The following is an 18,078-nucleotide window of genomic DNA, read 5'->3' as shown; positions in this document are numbered from 1 at the left end:
CCTCCTGCTTACTCCGGCCGCGGACTGGTTAGGCTCGAATACGTGAGCAGGCTCCAGGTCGTCAGCGGCAAGGGCGGTACCGGCAAGACCACGGTGGCCGCCGCCCTCGCGCTCGCCCTCGCGACCGAGGGCAAGCGCGCCCTCCTCGTCGAGGTCGAGGGCAGACAGGGCATCGCGCAGCTCTTCGAAACAGAAGCGCTGCCCTACGAGGAGCGGAAGATCGCCGTCGCTCCAGGTGGCGGGGAGGTGTTCGCCCTCGCCATCGATCCCGAACTGGCGCTGCTGGACTACCTCCAGATGTTCTACAAACTGGGCGGAGCCGGCCGCGCCCTCAAGAAACTCGGCGCGATCGACTTCGCGACCACCATCGCGCCCGGACTGCGGGACGTCCTGCTGACCGGCAAGGCGTGCGAGGCGGTGCGCCGCAAGGAGAAGAGCGGCCGCTTCACGTACGACTACGTGGTGATGGACGCGCCCCCCACCGGCCGCATCACCCGCTTCCTGAACGTGAACGACGAGGTGGCCGGCCTCGCGAAGATCGGCCCGATACACAACCAGGCCCAGGCCGTCATGCGCGTCCTCAAGTCCCCGGAGACGGCCGTCCACTTGGTGACGCTGCTGGAGGAGATGCCCGTACAGGAGACCGCGGACGGGATCGCGGAGCTGCGCGCGGCGAAGCTTCCCGTGGGCCGGATCATCGTGAACATGGTGCGTCCGGCACTGCTCGACGGCGTCGACCTGGAACTGGCGAAGACCACCGCGCGATCGGCGATCGCCAAGTCGCTCTCCTCGGCCGGTCTCGGCGGGGCGCGGCGCGGCGGACTCGCCGAACGGCTGGTGGACCCGCTCCTCCAGCAGGCCGAGGAGTACGCCGAGCGGTACACGCTGGAGACCGAGCAGCGGAGCGTGCTGGCCGAGCAGGACCTGCCGTTGCACGAACTCCCGCTGCTCGCCGAGGGCCTGGATCTCGCGGGCCTGTACGAACTGGCCGCACAGCTCCGTAAGCAAGGGATGTCATGAGTCTGGACCCCGCCCGCGTCCTCGATCTCGACCCGCTGCTCGACGACCCGGAGACCCGCATCGTGGTGTGCTGCGGTTCGGGCGGCGTCGGCAAGACGACCACGGCGGCGGCTCTGGGGCTGCGCGCCGCGGAGCGCGGCCGCAAGGTGGTCGTGCTCACCATCGACCCCGCGCGCAGGCTGGCGCAGTCGATGGGCATCGACTCCCTCGACAACACTCCGCGCCGGGTGAAGGGCGTCGAGGGCAGCGGTGAGCTGCACGCCATGATGCTGGACATGAAGCGCACCTTCGACGAGATCGTCGAGGCGCACGCGGACGGCGACCGGGCGGCGGCCATCCTCAACAACCCCTTCTACCAATCGCTCTCGGCGGGCTTCGCGGGCACGCAGGAGTACATGGCGATGGAGAAGCTGGGCCAGTTGCGGGCGCGCGACGAGTGGGACCTGATCGTGGTCGACACGCCGCCGTCCCGCTCGGCGCTGGACTTCCTGGACGCCCCGAAGCGGCTCGGTTCCTTCCTCGACGGGCGGCTGATCCGGCTGCTGACGGCGCCGGCGAAGCTGGGCGGCCGGGCGGGCATGAAGTTCCTGAACGTCGGGATGTCGATGATGACGGGCACCCTGGGCAAGCTGCTCGGGGGCCAGCTCCTGAAGGACGTGCAGACGTTCGTCTCGGCCATGGACACGACGTTCGGCGGTTTCCGTACGCGGGCCGACGCCACGTACAAACTGCTCCAGGCGCCCGGCACCGCGTTCCTGGTGGTGGCGGCGCCCGAGCGGGACGCGCTGCGCGAGGCCGCGTACTTCGTGCAGCGGCTGGCAGCGGAGGAGATGCCGTTCGCGGGGCTGGTGCTCAACCGGGTGCACGGCAGCGGGGCCACGCAGCTCTCCGCCGAGCGCGCGCTCGCCGCGGCGGAGGATCTGGATTCCGCCGACGGGGAGAACCCGGAATCCGCGGAGAACCCCGAGGCCGACGCCACGGACGATCCGGAGGCCGCCGGCGCGAAGGACCCCGGCGCCGCCGACGGAGAAAATCTTGCCGGGGCCCGCATTGTGGATCAGGCGGACGGGAAGGCTGGACTTCGTAACTCTCCCGGCACGTACGGCAGTTCAGAATCACCGGCTTCCGGTGCCCCAGCTCCTGACGAAGGCTCCCCCGCCACCACGGACAGGACGGCCGGCCCGGACGACACCACCGCTACGGACAGGACCGCCGCCACGGACCCCGAGCGGTCGACCGACCAGCTCACCGCAGGCCTGCTGAGGCTCCACGCCGAGCGCATGCAGTTGCTCTCCCGCGAGCAGCGCACGCGTGACCGCTTCGCCGCGCGGCACCCCGAGGTGCCGGTGGCCGAAGTGGCGGCGCTGCCCGGCGACGTCCACGATCTCGCGGGACTGCGGGACATCGGGAACCGGCTCGCGGCCCACCGGCCGGAGCTGCCCGAGAGCTGAGCGCGGCGACTCCAAGGGGTCTCAGCGCAGTGCGGAGACCCCGAGGGCACCTCGGCCCAGCGCCGCGCCCCTGAGGGGCGGCGTCAGCCCTGCCCTGTCCCCACGACCACCGATCGGGCCTGGAGGGCCCGTACGAGCCGGAGAGGCCCGAGAGCGGCGCCCTGGCCGCGACGGGCGAACTCCCCTCAACCCACCGCCGCGTAGCGCTCGTACACCTCTTCCTCGTCGAGGGGCAGCAGGCCCGCCCCGCGCTCGTACTCCGTACGCGCGGTCTCGAGCAGGCGCCGCCACGAGGTGACGGTCGGCCGCCGGCGCAGCAACGCGCGGCGTTCACGCTCGGTCATGCCACCCCACACGCCGAATTCGACGCGGTTGTCGAGCGCGTCGGCGAGGCACTCCGTGCGAACCGGACATCCGGTGCACACTGCCTTGGCCCTGTTCTGCGCTGCTCCTTGAACGAACAGTTCATCTGGATCGGTAGTGCGGCAGGCCGCCTGCGCACTCCAGTCGGTTACCCAGCCCATACCGGCGCCGTCCTCTCCCGAATCGAGGCTCCCCCACGGCGGCAGCGGCATATTCACCGCCGCCAGTTGAGGACGTTACGGAAGGTGGGCACAGCGCAACACCCCCTTCGGGCCCAATCTTGAATGGCCCGAACGGACTATGCGTAAGCGGCAGATCACCCGGGGGAGTGAGCCGAGGACATGCGCGACGATCCCGGCAAACCGGGACAGTTGGGTCGAGTCACAACGGACGCCATGTGACACACAAGGCTGATTCGGGCACGCACTTCACAAGAGCGCGGAACTTCCGGAACGATTCGGGGTCGCCGGACGTATTGATACGTGGCCGCACTGCTGTGACAGTTGTGAGCAGCTTAGGCCAAGGCATATACGCGTGTCCGGCGAATGAGAACGTAGGCTGCCCTCATGCCAAAGAAGCGCTCGGGCGGTGGTCTGTCCACTACGCAGCAGGCCGCCAAGTTCCTCGGTGTCAGCGTGCTCGCGGGCGCCGTCATGGCCGGAATCGCGCTGCCCGCCGCGGGCGCGCTCGGTCTGGCGGCCAAGGGGTCGGTCCAGGGATTCGATGACATTCCGGACAATCTGAAGAGTCCGTCGCTGAGTCAGCGGACGACGATCCTGGACAGCAAGGGCGGCCAGCTCGCGACCGTCTACTCGCGCGACCGCACGGTGGTCGACCTCAAGGACATCTCGCCGTACATGCAGAAGGCGATCGTCGCGATCGAGGACTCGCGCTTCTACCAGCACGGTGCGATCGACCTGAAGGGCATCCTGCGCGCGGTCAACCAGAACGCGCAGAACGGCGGGGTGGCCCAGGGCGCCTCCACCCTGACCCAGCAGCTCGTGAAGAACTACTTCGTGGAAGAGGCCGGCGACGACCCGACCAAGGTCGCCCAGGCCACCCAGCAGACCATCGGCCGCAAGATCCGCGAGCTCAAGTACGCGATCCAGCTCGAAGAGAAGCTGGGCAAGAAGAAGATCCTCGAGAACTACCTGAACATCACGTTCTTCGGTGAGCAGGCCTACGGCATCGAGGCCGCCTCCCAGCGTTACTTCTCCAAGCCCGCCAAGAAGCTGAACCTCCAGGAGTCCGCGCTGCTCGCGGGCATCGTCCAGTCGCCGAGCCGGTACGACCCGGTGAACGACGAGGAGGAGGCCGTCAAGCGCCGCAACACGGTGCTGCAGCGCATGGCCGAGGTGCACGACATCTCCCAGGAGCAGGCCGACGCCGCCAAGGAGGCGAAGCTCGGGCTGCACGTGAGCCAGCCCAAGAACGGCTGCATCACGGCGATCAAGGGCGCCAGCTTCTTCTGCAAGTACGTGGAGAAGGTCTTCCTGAGCGACCCGGTCTTCGGGAAGACCAAGGAGGAGCGGGCGAAGGTCTGGAACCAGGGCGGCCTGACGATCCGTACGACGCTCGACCCGCAGTCCCAGGCGTCGATCCAGGCCTCGCTGAAGGACCACATCTACAAGTCCGACAAGGTCGCCGCGGCGGCCACCCTCGTCGAGCCCGGCACCGGCAAGATCCTCGGGATGGGCCAGTCGAAGCCGTACGGCTACGGGAAGAACGAGACCGAGTACAACTACTCGGTCAACTTCGACATGGGCGGCTCGAACTACGGCTTCCCGACCGGTTCGACGTTCAAGCCGTTCGTGGCCGCGGCCGCGCTGGAGCAGGGCCGGCCGGCGACGCAGGAGTACTCGTCGCCGAACAAGATGCCGTACCCCAGTCCGGTGCAGACCTGCGGCAGCAAGCCGTGGACCAACCAGAACAACGAGCAGGTCCCGAACGAAAGCGCCTCCGAGCAGGGCCCGTACCAGCTCAAGGAGGCGATGGCGAAGTCGGTCAACACCTACTTCGTGCAGATGATCTCCGACATCGGCCTGTGCCCGGTGATGAACCAGATCGAGAAGCTCGGCGTGGTCCAGGGCAACGGCGACAAGCTCCCCGAGGTGCCCGCCATCGCCCTGGGCTCCAAGGGCATCTCGCCGCTCACGATGGCCACGGCGTACGCCGCCTTCGCCTCCCGCGGCATGTACTGCACCCCGGTGGCCATCGAGTCGATCAGCCAGCAGATCGGCGGCCACGAGAAGTCCCTGGACGTGCCCAAGTCGACCTGCTCGCGGGCCATGTCCGAGCCGACCGCGGACACCGTCAACAGCCTGCTGAGCGGCGTGATCGACTCCGGTACGGGTCAGCAGGCCGGCCTCACGGACCGTGCCAACGCCGGTAAGACGGGTACGACGGACGAGCGCAGGAACGCCTGGTTCGTCGGCTACACGCCGAACCTCTCCGGCGCCGTCTGGGTCGGCAGCGCCACCCAGCAGGTCAAGATGCGGGGCATCCAGATCGGCGGTTCCTGGTACGACAAGGTGTACGGCGGTCAGGTCCCCGGTCCGATCTGGCGGGACCTGATGACGGGCGCGCTCGCGGGCAAGGACGCCCCGTCCTTCAACCTGGTCAACATCCCCGACCCCGACAAGAACAAGGGCAAGGGCCAGGACGACAACAACAAGGGCCGCGGCCGCCACGGTGGCAGGGGCAACGACAACACCACCGGCACGATCAACGGCAACACCATCAGCGGCCAGAGCGACGGGGGGGTGACGTTCCCGACGCCCTCCGTCTCGCTCCCCGACGGATGGATCCAGGGCAACACGAACAGCGGAAACACCAACAGCGGAAACGGGAACGGTGGCCAACGCTGAGGCGCAGCCCGTAGCCCGTACGCCGCCGCGTGAACGCGTGAACGCCCCGTGGCCCAGGAGTCGATCCTGGGACACGGGGCGTTCGACGTAAGAGGTGCTGCGCGGCAGGCCCCGGGATGCCACCCGGTCTATCGCCGACCCGGCGAGGAACCCGGAACATCAACCGAACCCGAACCCGAACCCGAACCTGAACCCAGACCCGGAGCCGAACCCGAACCCGAACCTGTACCCAGACCCGGAGCCGAACCCGAACCCGAACCTGTACCCAGACCCGGAGCCGAACCCGAACCCAGACCCGGAGCCGGAGCCGGAGCCGGAGCGGAACGGTCCAGGGGCGGTGTCAGCCCGCGAGCAACTGCTTCACGACGGCAGCGACACGACCACCCTCGGCCTGCCCGGCCACCTTCGGGTTCACGATCTTCATGACGGCACCCATCGCACGCGGACCCTCGGCACTGGCCGCCTTGGCCTCCTCGACGGCCTGGGCGACGATCTGCCGAAGCTCGTCGTCGGAAAGCTGCTTGGGCAGATACACGGCGAGAATCTCGCCCTCGGCCCGCTCACGCTCGGCCGACTCGGCGCGCCCGCCCTGCGTGAAGGCCTCGGCCGCCTCACGACGCTTCTTCGCCTCGCGGGCGATCACCTTCTGCACTTCGTCGTCGGAGAGTTCGCGCTTGGTCTTGCCCGCGACCTCCTCATTGGTGATCGCGGAGAGGGTCAGCCGGAGCGTCGAGGAGCGGAGCTCGTCGCGCCCCTTGATCGCGGCGTTGAGGTCTTCCTGCAACTTCGACTTGAGCGTGGTCATGGTTTATTCATAGCCTTTTGTCATGGACCCGGTCAACGAGATATCGCAGGTCACAAGCGACTCGGCACGCCTCCGCAAGGTGGCCCGGATGACCGAAACTCAAAAGGCCCGAGGACGCGGACGTACCGACTGGACGGGAGAACCGGCGGCGATCTACTGCCGGATCTCCCACGTGAACGATGACGACCAAACGGGCGTCGACCGACAAGAGCGTATCTGCCGTGACATCGCGGAACGCCTCGGAGCCACCGTCAGCCACGACATGATCTACGCGGAGAACTGACCAGCCGGCATGCCGCAGGCATCCGCGTCTTCCGCGGAAGGAGATCAACCAGGGCGACTGGCGGGCTCGGGCGATCATCGAGCGCGGCATGTGGGACAAGGCCCAGGAGCGCAGGCGCCAACGAGCCGCAGTCAGCCGGGGGAGGCTCACTCCGCAGCACCCCTACATCCTCCGGGGACCGGTCATCTGCAAGGGCTGCGGGAACCACATGAGAGGCAGAGGGGGTTCAACCGCCGACGGCGGAACGACTCCGACTCCCAGCACTGTCACTGCACGGCAAGCGGAGCGCCCCTCGAACAGTTCGTCACCGACACTTCGATCAAGCTCCTCGCTTCCGCTTCGCCACCCTGACCATCGAGGAGGGTCGGACCGACGGCGGATACGTGGACTTCGAGCTCGTGGCGACCAAACCGAACCCTTCGACAACGCGAGCTCGTTTCGAGCCTTCGCGGCCGAACTGGCTATGGATACACGGGCGAGTTCTCAAGCAACCGTGAAAAAGAAACTATTGCCGGAATCAATCAATCCACTCTCAAGACTCACTCAATTCCATTGAGAGATGCCCTGTGCAGCCACTAGGTTCTTACTTGTTCGCCAGTACGGAATGCAGCCCAAGAGACGCGAACCAAGACCTAGGGGGACTCGTGAATAGCACAGCACGGATCGGCGCAATCGTCGGCGCAGTAGCCGTGAGTATGGGTTTAGCAATTACTCCGACCGCGGCCCAGGATGAGACAAAGACTCCTCGCGCCAGCCCCATCGCGCAATTCTTTGAGCCTGGAGCCAAGATACCTGGCAACCTCACCAAGCCTGGGGCCAGGTTGACAATCAAGCACAATACGGATTACGCGCAGTCACCCTCGATCGTCAGGCCTCGATGGGTATCGAATCTGGGCGAGTCGTGCAGCACGCAAGTAATTTCGAAGACTGCCGGAAACGGTAAGACCACCCTGGTCCTGTCCGTCACCAAGGAGCGATCGGTCCAGCTCAGCGGTAGCGCCGGCATCAGCAAAGGTCTCATCTCTGCCAATGTAGGCTTTGATGTGACAAATACTTATAAAGTCACTGATGAGACGCGCTACGAAGTCCCCAGAGGCAAGCATGGGAATATTGAAGCGTACACTCTCTTCCAGCACTATCTTGTCAAGTTCAGGGATATGCGGAGTATCCCCCACACAGTCGACGTGTATAAGCCTATCGGCGTATGCTTCAATCAGTGGCTGGACTAGACAGTCTAAATTTCCGGTGTGAAAGGGTGGCCCCATGGTGCAGGTTCTTCGAAGGCTAGCCTTAGGGGCCACCCTTCCGCTCTTGTGTGTCGCATGCACTTCAGGAAGCGGAGATGGGGCTACGCACGAACCATCGGCTCCCCAATTCACACACCTGAGCCGACTTGACTCGATCGATGAGACCGAAGAAAAAATCATCGCAGCGGATGAGTTCCCTTCGAATTCGCACACCCCCAAGGTGATAGGAGAGGTCCGAAAGGATTCTTTCCGCCTGATCGCATACGTTCAGGGGGACTCCTGCGGCCTTCGGGTAGCTGACGCGACGAACCCAAATCGATCGTTTCTTCACATTACGTCAGCGTGGCCTGAGAATGATTCGAGTGGAAGCGCCAAATATCCCGCCGGTCCCTACCATTTCGCTTCGGCGCAAGGTGCAAGTGGATCTGTCATGTGGGCTTCGCTTGGTTGCAGCAAGTCGGCGATGGTGATCGATTACTCGTCTCGGGCTCGGGGACCTGCGTCTGATCAGCGCGGCAACGTGTCTGTCAAAGAGCACTCCACGCGTCCTGAGGCTCTCACCGTGGTAATCGGTCCGCGAGAAGCTCGCGAAGAAGTCCTGCCACGGGCCTGATGACGACTGCGCCTGCCGAAGAGGTGGGCTTGCCCTCCGTCGGTCGCGATGAGGAGGCAACAGCCATCGCGACCACACCCTCGGGCCGTGAAGACGAGGCCGCGCTCGTCACGCACCGCCTACTGGCAGACGCCGCGGCCCGCACCCGCACCCGCACCCGCACAACCCATCGCGCGCTGATCCCCTTCGACGGGGCGAAGCAGGTACCCAAGCTTGCCAAGCACTCGAACGCCGAACCGAGCGACATCTACGCTGCGTTGACGACTCCAGGACATGCTGGACCGAGAGCGTGACCGCTCCGCTCATACCCAGAGGAGCGGGCGGGCCTTGCGTGCTGCAAGTGCCAAGTTCTGCAGTCCCGCAGCCAGTAGGTGTCTCAAGAAGCCACTGGGCAGGGACTTCCGGACTGTCCACAGGGGGTGAAGAGCGCTCGGCGGAGTCTGACACGATGGGCGTATGCGCGCGCGATACGGAGTACCCCTGGGAATCACGGCGGTGGGCGCCGCCGGACTGCTGTACTCGGCGGGGTTCGAGGCCCGTTCCTTCCGCCTGCGGCGGGTGACTGTCCCGGTTCTGCCTCCCGGGATGCGACCGCTGCGCCTTCTCCAGGTCTCCGACATCCACATGGTGAGCGGACAGCGCAAGAAGCAGCGCTGGCTGCGCTCGCTGGCCGGCCTGCGCCCCGACTTCGTGATCAACACCGGGGACAACCTCTCGGACCCGGAGGGCGTGCCCGAGGTACTGGACGCGCTCGGCCCCCTGATGGAGTTCCCGGGTGCGTACGTCTTCGGTTCGAACGACTACTACGGACCCACCCTCCGCAACCCCGCCCGGTACCTGTTCGAGAAGGCGGCGGGCCGTCACGGGCTGAACGGCAACAAGCCGGTCGTGGGCGCCGTCCACAACCCGTGGGAGGACCTGCGCGAAGGTTTCGACACCGCCGGCTGGCTGAACCTGACGAACACCCGGGGGACGCTGAAGATCGACGGCGCGGAGATCGAGCTGACCGGCCTCGACGACCCGCACATCAAACGCGACCGCTACGCGCGCGTGGCCGGCGGCCCGTCCGAGTCGGCCGACTTCTCGATGGGTGTCGTGCACGCCCCGTACCTGCGCAGCCTGGACGCCTTCACCGCCGACGGCTACCCCCTGATCCTGGCGGGCCACACCCACGGCGGCCAGATCTGCCTCCCCTTCTACGGCGCCTTCGTCACGAACTGCGACCTGGACACGGACCGCGTCAAGGGCCTCTCCCGGCACACGGCGGAGGGCCACACGTCGTACATGCACGTCTCAGCGGGCTGCGGCGCGAGCCGCTACACCCCGGTCCGCTTCGCCTGCCCGCCGGAGGCGTCGCTGCTGACGCTGGTGGAGCGGGCGTAGGCACCTGAGGGGGCGCGCCCTGGGACCGGATCCGGTGTGGGTGAGCTCGCCGGATCGGCCAGGCCAGAACCTCGGCCCAGGTCGTCCCGCGCCGCGGTGGATTCGACTGCACTGCGGCGGACGAACAACCGAGACAGCACGAAGCCCCATCGACACGACCGGTGACGATGGGGCGACGCTGAACGGGATGACGACCACCCCCGTGACCATGTAACCCGCCCGGTCTACCCATATCGCCCAAATGCCTCGATCCGCTTAGCGTGAGGGCATGATCACCCCTATGCCCAGGGACATACCCGACCTCCCCGCGATACCGGGCATCATCCCGTCGACCCACCCCTTCGTCCCGGCGACGGCGGTGGTGGCCCCCTCGCACCGCCCGGTCACCGCGATCTACCGGGCTCTGGTGGCCCTCGCGGCGGCGACGGGCGTGGCCATCGAGATGAAGCTGGGAAGCCCGGCCCGGGTGCTGAGCTACTTCACGATCCAGACCAATCTGCTCGTGGCCGTGGTCTTCGCGGCGTCGGCGCGCCGGGCCTGGTCGGCGCGCAGGCCCCTGCCAGGGGTGCTGACCGGCGGCACGTTGATCTACATCTCGATCACGGGCCTGGTCTACCACCTGATCCTGGCGAACGAGTCGACGCCGTTCTCCATGACCGGAGGCGACGACACGCTCTCCGGGTGGCACGCGGTCGCCAACCAGCTCCTCCACACGGTCACGCCGATCGCCGTGGCCCTCGACTGGCTCCTGCTGACCCGCCCGACCCCGCTGGCGCTGCGCAACGCGGCGACCTGGCTGATCTACCCCCTCGCTTACCTGGCTTTCAGCCTGGCCCGCGGCGCGATGCTGACGTCCGGGACGCTGGCGCGTTACCTCTACCCCTTCGTCGACGTCGACCGGCACGGCTACGGAGGTGTCCTCGGCAACACAGCCATCCTCGGCACCGCCTTCTACGCCCTGGCCCTCCTGATCGTCGTCCTCGACCACGTGCGCCCCGACCCGGTCCGACGCCGCGTCCGACGCCCAGAAAACCGGATTTCGTCTCAGGCCACCGGTGGGCTAAAGTAAACGACGTCGCCGCGAGAGCAGCGACAATCGGGGTGTAGCGCAGCTTGGCAGCGCGCTTCGTTCGGGACGAAGAGGTCGTGGGTTCAAATCCCGCCACCCCGACAGCTAAAACACCAAGTCAGGGCCGGTTTTCCTTCATGGGAAACCGGCCCTGACTCGTTCCCCGGAGCCTCTGGGGAGTGAACGGGGAGTGGATCAAGGAATTCCATGCCCCTGGCTTCACTCGCCCACATGCGTGTGGGTCGACTCGACCGCGGACGGGACGGGAGCAAGGGAGAGTGGTGGGCGGGGGAGGGCGGTCAGGTAACCACCCTAGTCACAGCGCCAAGATCCAGTACGCTCCCTGCCATGACAGCACCTCCGGCGGGCTCTGAGACAGCCGACCGCCCGACCGCGTTGTGGGGCGTCTCCTTGGCCTCGCTTGGCGTCTTCCTCGTCAGCTGGGTGCTGTGCTGGGTGAACGCATACGTCGTCAATGACGACCTGCCGAATACCTGCGGCGACGTGCGAAGGCAGAGCTTTCCACCAGAGGTGACATGCGTGTCTGCAGACGGCACGCTCACTGGTGCGAACGCCGGCTGGATCGAAGCCCTGTTCTACGCCTCGCTCGTGGTGTTCGTGCTGCTTTCGAGCATGGTGCTGGCGCTCGCGGCCGTCCGGAGGAAGTGACGCGTACGGCCTGGCCCGTACCGGCATGTCGGGGCCGCGGTGCGGCGGAGCCGGTGATCGCGCTGCACAGCCGGTGGCCCGCCCCGTCCACGGCGGGCCACCGGCTGTGAGCGCAGAGGTTCAGGACAGGAGCGGGCCGTCGTCGGTGTCCCCCCGCGGGCCGTCGCCTCCCGCGGCGTGGTGTCCGGGCCGCAGCGCCGTCCAGCCCCGGGCGCAGAACACCACCACGGCGGCCACGAGCGCCAGCACGACGCCGGCCTCGATCCGCGCGGTGAAGACGAGACCGGTCTGCTGGGAGAGCTGGAAAGCAGCGATGGGATACAGCGGCAACAGGGCGACCAGTCCGGCCCACGCCGCCGGACGGGTGCGCGAGGCCGCGAGACCTGCGGCGAGCAGCAGGGCCAGGTCCGTCACGCCCCAGACGTTCGAGCCGGGAACCTTGTTCAGCACCACCAGCGCGAGCAGAGCCGCGGCCACCACGGACCATGCCGTGCGGTCCTTCGACCCGGGGGTCAGCCGCAGCGGGGCCACCCACAACAACGCGCAGGCCAGGAGCGGTCCGGCGGTCCCGGCGAGCAGCCACAGCGTGGAGCCTTGGTGCGCGAGCGCGTGCGACACGGCCACGGCCCCCGACCATGCGGTGGCCGCCGCGGCGGCCGTTCCCAGGCCTCTGGCCGCTGGGACCCGTCCGGCCAGCAGCGCGGCGAGGGCGAACGCGGCAAGAGCGACACCGGCCAGCGCCTGGTAGATGCCGAAGGTCTGCTCCATCCGGTCCCAGCTCAGCACGCGCCGGAACATGTCGGCCTGGAGGATCCTGAACGCCAGATCTCCGGCGATGCTCAGTGCCAGGGCAAGGGGGACGAGGCCGGCGAGTGCTTTGCCACGGGCGCTCTCGGCGCCGAGCCCCGCCCGCAGCCGCAGCCCGTGCGCGGCCAGCGAGGCCGCCTCCGCCATGTGCGCGGCCCGGCCACGACCGGCGGACGCGGCGAGCGCGGCATCCTCGAGTTCCTCACCCATCTCGGCTCGGTAGGGGGCGGGGTGGAGCCGGACAGCCAGGCGCAACAGCACGGTGCTCATCCCGTCACCCCCTGGGCGCCGCCCGCGAGGCGTCCCAGTCGGCGGCGCGCCTCGCGGGCCACCTCCTCCATCCGCCGCACCTCGGCGTCCAGCACTGTCGTGCCGGACGGCGTGAGCGCATACACGCGCCGGGCCCGGCCGTCGACGACCTCCTCGCGTTCCACCCGCACCAGCCCTTCCTCCAGCAGTCGGTCCAGCGCTCCGTACAACGTGCCTGCCCGCAGGCGTACCCGACCCTGCGACATCTGCGCGACTTCGGCGATCAGCGCGTATCCGTGCCGGGGTGCGTCGGCCAGTGCGGCCATCAGCAGCAGCGTCGGCTCCCGCATCGGCTGTCGGCCATCCCTGTTAGTCATGAGCGCTATATATATCGCATGACTGACTATGGCGGGACGGATTCGGCGATCATTCGTGCGCTCACGGGGTGAGGCTGCCGGTCTTGATGCCGCTGCTGTGGAGAACTTCGAACGACATCCCCCACAGAACGGCCTCGAACACGATGGCCAGGATCACGGCACTCCAGCACAGAACGCGTGCCCAGCCAGGAAGACGGAACAACTCCCGATCGGGGGCGGGCGGGGTCCGCGAGAGCCACAGCCACCGGATGGCGCCGACGCGGACGCCCACCGCCGCCAGAGTCAGCACCCAGTGGACGGCGTGGCTGCCGATCACCGAAGCCGGCAGTGCGGCGAGCCAGTTGGGCACCAGCAGCCAGGCGGCCGCGGTCCACTTCTGGCTACGGCCCCACCACGGCGAGAGGCACATGGCCAGGATGCCTCCGCCGGTAAGAAGGAGGACGGGGAGGTTCAGGACGTCGTGCAGCTCGCCGGAGGAGAAGAGCTGGTTCACGACGCCCAGCAGACTGCCCGCCACCAGAAGCCACATGATCCGGCGAGGACCAGCCCAGACGGAAGGCTTCTTCGCCACGGAAAGTCCGTCGGCGGCGCCGGGGTGGCGCCCCGTTTCGTGGTCGGAGGGAGTCACGGAAGTTCCTCTCGGAGCTGGACTGAGTGACGTTGGAGGGCAGGCCGAACCACCGCGTGTCCCACAGTGAGTCACTGCCGGGCGGCAGGCTCACGCGTCCGTGCGGAGGGCTGGGCCGAGAGCCCAAGGAGGAGGGGGTCGGGTCGCCGAACCGGATCGCGGGCGGCACGTTGGCCGCGGGGCGGGCGGATCCTTGTCGAGGCGTGCCGACGGACCCGGCCGTAGAGGCCGCACCGGGTCCGTCCGTTCGGGCACGAGAGGCGGCGCGATACAGGAAGGCGCCGTCCGGGAAGTTACGCGATGCGGCGGCGCAAGGTGCGCAGTGCCCCGTGGACGAGCAGAGCGGTGAGTGCCAGGACGAGCACACTGGAGGCGATCTGGTAGCCCCAGTAGTCGCCGGCGTCCAGAGAGTTGATGAGGTAGGAGTCCTGGGGAAGCAGGTCGTCGAACTGCAGGCCGAGCACGCCCCCGAGATGGAAGCCGTGAACCTTGGAGAAGATCCAGGGGTCGGCCAGCAGGACCGCTCGGGAGCGGACCAGGAGAGCGGCCAGCAACCAGGTGAGGGCGGGGGCGGCGACGACGGCGAGCCAGGAACGGCGCAGCACGGTCCCTGTCCAGGCGCCGGCGGCGACGCCGAGCACGACGTAGGCGAGGGTGACGGGCCCGACCGTGAAGTACGCGGTCTGCTGATCGACGCCGTGGACCAGCAGGTCAAGCCGATAGGCGTGGATGGCGCTGCGCTGGTACAGGACGACGAGCGGCAGTGTCAGCAGGACGAGGAGTGCCGCGAGTGTGGCCCAGCGGGTGGTGAACCAGCGACGGGGCGTGACGGACTGGGTCAGTACCAGGGTGACACGTCGGCTCTCCCACTCCAGGGCCGTCAGGAGACCGGCGAGCGCGGCGGAGCAAAGGGCGGGCCGGAAGACGATCGAACTGTTGTCGGACAGCAGTTTCGCGGTCTTGTTGTGGGCGTCGTCCACGTAACGCCCGAAGTGGTAGGCGTGGCTGCCGACATGAGCACGCAGCGCTACGGCGTCGGTCCACCCGTCGTAGTGATACACCAGATCCGCTCCGATGCGTGCGGCCAGGAGCAGGAGGATCGCGAAGGGGATCCAGTACTGCCGCAGAGCGGTCCGCACGAGTGGCAGACGGCCTCCCGGGAGAGGCGACTTCAGTGCGGAGGCTATGGCGGGGCTGGGGCTCATGCGGCGGATTCCTTGGCGAGCAGTGAAGTGGAGGAAGTCGGTCGGGAGGCTTCGCCGGTGTCCAGGTGAGCGAGGATGAGTTCCTCCAGCGACGGCGTGCGCACCTCCCATTCCGCGGGCAGTGGAGCGCCGGAGGGCCTGATCAGAACGCTGATGCCGCGGCCGGCCGGCCGGGACTCGATCACGGTGTGCCCGGCCAGCAGCTCCACGGGCCCTGGAAGAGTCACGACGGCGTGCGAGGCGATGAGCTCGTCGATGTCGCCGCACAACCGGGTCCTGCCCTCGTCGAGCAGCAGGAGGTGGTCGCAGGCGTCCGCGAGCTCGCCGATGATGTGGGAGGACATCACCACGGTGGTCCCCGTGTCGGCGACATGCGCCAGGAGCAGACCCATCAGCTCCTTGCGGGCCAGGACGTCGAGGTCGGCCATGGGTTCGTCGAGCAGGAGCAGGTCCGCCCGCTTGCCGAGTGCGAGAGCCAACGCGATGCGGGTGCGCTCGCCGCCCGAAAGGTCGCCGATGCGGTCGCTCTTGCGGAATCGAGCTGGGGCGGCGACATGCTCGGCCAGTTCCGCGTCCCAGTTGTCGACGTTGAGGCGGGCACCCAGCCGCAGCGTCTCGGCGACCGTGAACCGCCCGAACATCGGACGGTGTTGAGCGAGGTAGGCCACGCGGGGATGGCCGGCGTGCGGCATGCCGTCGAGGACTTCGACCGCCCCGGTGGTGGTCCGCTGCATGCCGGCGGCCAGCTCCAGCAGGGTGGACTTGCCCGCGCCATTGGGACCGACGAGGGCACACACCACCCCGGCGGGTATGCGGAAACTGCACTCCTCGAGCACGTCCGGGCCCCTGCGCCGGTACCGCTTGGTGACACCCGTGGCGGCGAGCGCCGTCTCAGGGCTGGGGGGATGGGACATCAGGTTCCTTCGACACATAGAGATCTTCGAGTACGGCACTGAACAGTGCTGCGAGGTCGTCGCGCTCAAGCCCGGCAGCGCGGGCCCGTGCCGCGACGTCGGCGAGTTCGGCACGCCAGGGGGAGTCGGCGGTGGATGCGCCGAGCGTGCCGGTCACGAACGTCCCATGCCTGCGCCGGGTTTCGACCAGGCCCTGGGATTCCAGTTCGCGATACGCCTTGAGGACGGTGTTGGGGTTGAGCGCGGTGGCCTCGACCACGGCACGCGCGGTCGGCAGCCGGTCGCCCGGCTGCAGCAGGCCGAGCCGCATCGCTTGCTGGACCTGCTGGACGATCTGCACGTACGCGGGGATGCCGCCGCGCCGATCGATCCGGAAATCGAATCCCACGACCCCAACCCCCATTGCACTAATGAACTACTTGAATAGTGCAATGAAAGATCGGTGCACGTCAAGCCAGGTTCATCGACCGGACCGGAGGAGAAGCGCGGGGCAGGCTCCGGACTGACGCGCGCAGCGACGACTCCACGATCGATAGCCCCGGTTCGCGAGCAACCGGCAAGGGCGCCGGCCACAACGAAGGGCGGCTGCTTCAACGAGGGGGAACCGCGGGCATGACGCAGATGCCTCCCCGCCACCCTCGCTCCCCACCCCATTCGCCCGTCACCAGGTCGCGATGAAGGCGCCGTCGGGGGCCGTGACGGACACTGCCCTGCCCCTCGGTGAATCTCTTCGCAGCGTCGGCCGTGGGCACCGGAAGGCACGGTGTTCCCGAGCCGCAGCAACCCTGAAAACAGCTGATGACCGGCAGTGAGCCGGTCATCAGCCGATCTTCCATCAGGTGCTCAAGACCGTTCCCAAGCGATATCCACCCGGGTGCAGTTGTGCTGTTCGGGTCAGTGTTCGCCGTACCCGTGGCACTTGTCGCCGTAGCCCGCCGTGCAATCGCGCTTGTTCTTGACCTTGACCGTGACGTCCTCGTGAGCGCCGTCGATGACGTACGGGCCGGTCACCGGGTTGTCCGGCAGGACGTAGCCGTCCGGCACGGCGGTCTCGCGCAGGTAGTACGTGCCGTACGCGAGGGGGTCGAAGTCACAGGTGCCCCTCCTGCCCGTGGTGCACTCGGTACCCGTCAGGGTGTCCGGGGTGCGGCCGTTCGTCTGCAGCCCGGCCCGGCCGTTCGACTCCTTCCACAGCTCGAACACGGCGCCTTCCAGCGGCCGCCCGGTTTTGGCGTCGGACTTCTTCAGGTGGAGCGAGCCGTCGTGTTCCGCGGGCGTCTTAGTGTCCTTCGCGGTCACTGAGACGCCTGTGCCGACGTTGGCGTCGGTGAGGATGAGGGGGCCGAACACAGCAGGATCCGGCAGGTCGTAGCCGTCGGGCGCGGCGGTCTCCTGCCAGTAGTAGGTGCCGGTCGGGACGGTCTCGCCGCAGGTGCCGGCCGCCCCGGTGACGCAGGGGTCGCCGACCTTGGTGTCAGGGTTGATACCGGTGGTCTGCAGGCCAGTGGTTCCGTTGGTCTCCTGCCAAAGCTGGAACTCCGCACCGCGCAGCGGGACACCGGAGTCGGCGTCGACCTTCCTCACGCGGACCCGGCCCTCGCCGGGCGTCACGGGAGTCTTGGTGTCGCCCGCGGTGACGGAAACACCGGCGCCGGCGTTGGCGTCGGTGAGGACCAGAGGGCCGAACACAGCAGGATCCGGCAGGTCGTAGCCGTCCGGCGCGGCCGTCTCCTGCCAGTAGTACGTCCCCGTCTCGACCGTCTCCCCACAAGTACCGGCCGCACCCGTCACACACGGATCACCGACCTTGGTGTCAGGGTTGATACCGGTGGTCTGCAGGCCAGTGGCTCCGTTGGTCTCCCGCCACAACTGGAACTCCGCACCGCGCAAAGCGACACCGGAGTCGGCGTCCACCTTCCTCACCCGCACCCGACCCTCACCAGGATCCACAGGTGTCTTCGTGTCCTGCGCGGTCACAGAAACGCCTGTCTCGACGTTGGCGTCGGTGAGGACCAGCGGGCCGAACACGGCAGGATCCGGCAGGTCGTAGCCGTCCGGCGCGGCCGTCTCCTGCCAGTAGTACGTCCCCGTCTCGACCGTCTCCCCACAAGTACCGGCCGCACCCCGT

At 67.7% G+C, this 18,078-nt stretch carries 17 protein-coding genes and 1 tRNA gene; 9 read left to right on the top strand and 9 right to left on the bottom strand.

Annotated features, from left to right (window positions below; all coding sequences use genetic code 11):
* Positions 1-42 precede the first annotated feature (42 nt).
* Positions 43-1,020 carry an ATPase BagA gene (gene bagA, locus ACZ4TO_RS24890; protein ID WP_382783869.1) on the top strand — a complete coding sequence of 326 codons (978 nt, stop codon included), beginning with the start codon at positions 43-45 and terminating at the stop codon, positions 1,018-1,020.
* Complete coding sequence (gene bagB, locus ACZ4TO_RS24885) at positions 1,017-2,471, top strand: ATPase BagB (protein WP_468025241.1); 1,455 nt, start codon at positions 1,017-1,019, stop codon at positions 2,469-2,471. Before bagA ends, bagB begins: the two co-directional genes overlap by 4 nt.
* Positions 2,472-2,656: 185 nt before the next feature.
* Here bagB and wblA read toward each other — a convergent pair whose 3' ends face one another.
* A complete protein-coding gene (gene wblA / locus ACZ4TO_RS24880; RefSeq protein WP_028799159.1) occupies positions 2,657-2,995 on the bottom strand; it encodes a transcriptional regulator WblA in 339 nt (112 codons plus the stop codon).
* A gap of 405 nt (positions 2,996-3,400) precedes the next feature.
* Between wblA and ACZ4TO_RS24875 the strand changes: the two genes are divergently transcribed.
* The gene (locus tag ACZ4TO_RS24875) at positions 3,401-5,701 is read left to right on the top strand and encodes a transglycosylase domain-containing protein (RefSeq protein WP_382783864.1); all 2,301 of its coding nucleotides are present in this window, start codon (positions 3,401-3,403) and stop codon (positions 5,699-5,701) included.
* Between the two features lie 340 nt (positions 5,702-6,041).
* Here ACZ4TO_RS24875 and ACZ4TO_RS24870 read toward each other — a convergent pair whose 3' ends face one another.
* Complete coding sequence (locus ACZ4TO_RS24870; protein WP_468025240.1) at positions 6,042-6,506, bottom strand: GatB/YqeY domain-containing protein; 465 nt, start codon at positions 6,504-6,506, stop codon at positions 6,042-6,044.
* A gap of 22 nt (positions 6,507-6,528) precedes the next feature.
* Between ACZ4TO_RS24870 and ACZ4TO_RS24865 the strand changes: the two genes are divergently transcribed.
* The 6 genes from ACZ4TO_RS24865 (at position 6,529) to ACZ4TO_RS24840 (ending at position 11,770) form a co-directional block, all read left to right on the top strand.
* Positions 6,529-6,789, top strand: coding sequence for a recombinase family protein (locus ACZ4TO_RS24865; protein WP_382783859.1), 261 nt, complete (start codon positions 6,529-6,531; stop codon positions 6,787-6,789).
* A 644-nt stretch (positions 6,790-7,433) separates the two neighbouring features.
* Positions 7,434-8,018, top strand: coding sequence for a hypothetical protein (locus tag ACZ4TO_RS24860; RefSeq protein WP_468025239.1), 585 nt, complete (start codon positions 7,434-7,436; stop codon positions 8,016-8,018).
* A gap of 1,087 nt (positions 8,019-9,105) precedes the next feature.
* A complete protein-coding gene (locus ACZ4TO_RS24855) occupies positions 9,106-10,032 on the top strand; it encodes a metallophosphoesterase (protein ID WP_385043589.1) in 927 nt (308 codons plus the stop codon).
* 268 nt (positions 10,033-10,300) lie between these two features.
* Positions 10,301-11,101 carry a Pr6Pr family membrane protein gene (locus ACZ4TO_RS24850; RefSeq protein ID WP_468025238.1) on the top strand — a complete coding sequence of 267 codons (801 nt, stop codon included), beginning with the start codon at positions 10,301-10,303 and terminating at the stop codon, positions 11,099-11,101.
* Between the two features lie 28 nt (positions 11,102-11,129).
* Positions 11,130-11,203: transfer RNA gene (locus tag ACZ4TO_RS24845), tRNA-Pro, on the top strand.
* 246 nt (positions 11,204-11,449) lie between these two features.
* Entirely contained in the window at positions 11,450-11,770 is a 321-nt protein-coding gene (locus tag ACZ4TO_RS24840) for a hypothetical protein (protein ID WP_468025237.1), read from the top strand.
* A gap of 120 nt (positions 11,771-11,890) precedes the next feature.
* Here the strand turns inward: ACZ4TO_RS24840 and ACZ4TO_RS24835 are convergent, their stop codons facing one another.
* From ACZ4TO_RS24835 to ACZ4TO_RS24805, 7 genes are all read right to left on the bottom strand, one after another.
* Positions 11,891-12,847: a hypothetical protein gene (locus ACZ4TO_RS24835; protein ID WP_468025236.1), complete on the bottom strand. Its 957-nt coding sequence runs from the start codon at positions 12,845-12,847 to the stop codon at positions 11,891-11,893.
* Complete coding sequence (locus ACZ4TO_RS24830; protein ID WP_468025235.1) at positions 12,844-13,203, bottom strand: PadR family transcriptional regulator; 360 nt, start codon at positions 13,201-13,203, stop codon at positions 12,844-12,846. Before ACZ4TO_RS24830 ends, ACZ4TO_RS24835 begins: the two co-directional genes overlap by 4 nt.
* A gap of 61 nt (positions 13,204-13,264) precedes the next feature.
* Positions 13,265-13,774, bottom strand: a complete 510-nt coding sequence (locus ACZ4TO_RS24825; RefSeq protein WP_468025234.1) for a hypothetical protein — start codon at positions 13,772-13,774, stop codon at positions 13,265-13,267.
* A gap of 350 nt (positions 13,775-14,124) precedes the next feature.
* Positions 14,125-15,036: a hypothetical protein gene (locus tag ACZ4TO_RS24820; protein ID WP_468025233.1), complete on the bottom strand. Its 912-nt coding sequence runs from the start codon at positions 15,034-15,036 to the stop codon at positions 14,125-14,127.
* Positions 15,033-15,950 (bottom strand): ABC transporter ATP-binding protein, encoded by a 918-nt coding sequence (locus ACZ4TO_RS24815; RefSeq protein ID WP_468025232.1) that lies wholly within the window; start codon positions 15,948-15,950, stop codon positions 15,033-15,035. The genes ACZ4TO_RS24820 and ACZ4TO_RS24815 overlap by 4 nt, the downstream gene beginning before the upstream one ends.
* Entirely contained in the window at positions 15,928-16,353 is a 426-nt protein-coding gene (locus ACZ4TO_RS24810; protein WP_468025231.1) for a GntR family transcriptional regulator, read from the bottom strand. The genes ACZ4TO_RS24815 and ACZ4TO_RS24810 overlap by 23 nt, the downstream gene beginning before the upstream one ends.
* Positions 16,354-16,844: 491 nt before the next feature.
* Positions 16,845-18,078, bottom strand: a 1,234-nt coding sequence (locus ACZ4TO_RS24805; protein WP_468025230.1) for an MSCRAMM family protein, incomplete at its 5' end; no start/stop codon positions are given.

Source organism: Streptomyces sp. NPDC028298, from assembly GCF_055565895.1.
The sequence above is the reverse complement of the archived record's forward strand: the minus strand, read 5'-3'. Positions and strand labels throughout refer to the sequence as shown.

Excerpts from the sequence above, each read along its gene's own strand:
- ACZ4TO_RS24820 (WP_468025233.1), bottom strand. The coding sequence starts at position 15,036 with ATGAGCCCCAGCCCCGCCATAGCCTCCGCACTGAAGTCGCCTCTCCCG.
- wblA (WP_028799159.1), bottom strand. The coding sequence starts at position 2,995 with ATGGGCTGGGTAACCGACTGGAGTGCGCAGGCGGCCTGCCGCACTACC.
- ACZ4TO_RS24850 (WP_468025238.1), top strand. The coding sequence starts at position 10,301 with ATGATCACCCCTATGCCCAGGGACATACCCGACCTCCCCGCGATACCG.
- ACZ4TO_RS24830 (WP_468025235.1), bottom strand. The coding sequence starts at position 13,203 with ATGACTAACAGGGATGGCCGACAGCCGATGCGGGAGCCGACGCTGCTG.
- ACZ4TO_RS24865 (WP_382783859.1), top strand. The coding sequence starts at position 6,529 with ATGGACCCGGTCAACGAGATATCGCAGGTCACAAGCGACTCGGCACGC.
- ACZ4TO_RS24875 (WP_382783864.1), top strand. The coding sequence starts at position 3,401 with ATGCCAAAGAAGCGCTCGGGCGGTGGTCTGTCCACTACGCAGCAGGCC.
- ACZ4TO_RS24815 (WP_468025232.1), bottom strand. The coding sequence starts at position 15,950 with ATGTCCCATCCCCCCAGCCCTGAGACGGCGCTCGCCGCCACGGGTGTC.
- bagB (WP_468025241.1), top strand. The coding sequence starts at position 1,017 with ATGAGTCTGGACCCCGCCCGCGTCCTCGATCTCGACCCGCTGCTCGAC.
- ACZ4TO_RS24840 (WP_468025237.1), top strand. The coding sequence starts at position 11,450 with ATGACAGCACCTCCGGCGGGCTCTGAGACAGCCGACCGCCCGACCGCG.
- ACZ4TO_RS24855 (WP_385043589.1), top strand. The coding sequence starts at position 9,106 with ATGCGCGCGCGATACGGAGTACCCCTGGGAATCACGGCGGTGGGCGCC.
- ACZ4TO_RS24835 (WP_468025236.1), bottom strand. The coding sequence starts at position 12,847 with ATGAGCACCGTGCTGTTGCGCCTGGCTGTCCGGCTCCACCCCGCCCCC.
- ACZ4TO_RS24810 (WP_468025231.1), bottom strand. The coding sequence starts at position 16,353 with ATGGGGGTTGGGGTCGTGGGATTCGATTTCCGGATCGATCGGCGCGGC.
- ACZ4TO_RS24870 (WP_468025240.1), bottom strand. The coding sequence starts at position 6,506 with ATGACCACGCTCAAGTCGAAGTTGCAGGAAGACCTCAACGCCGCGATC.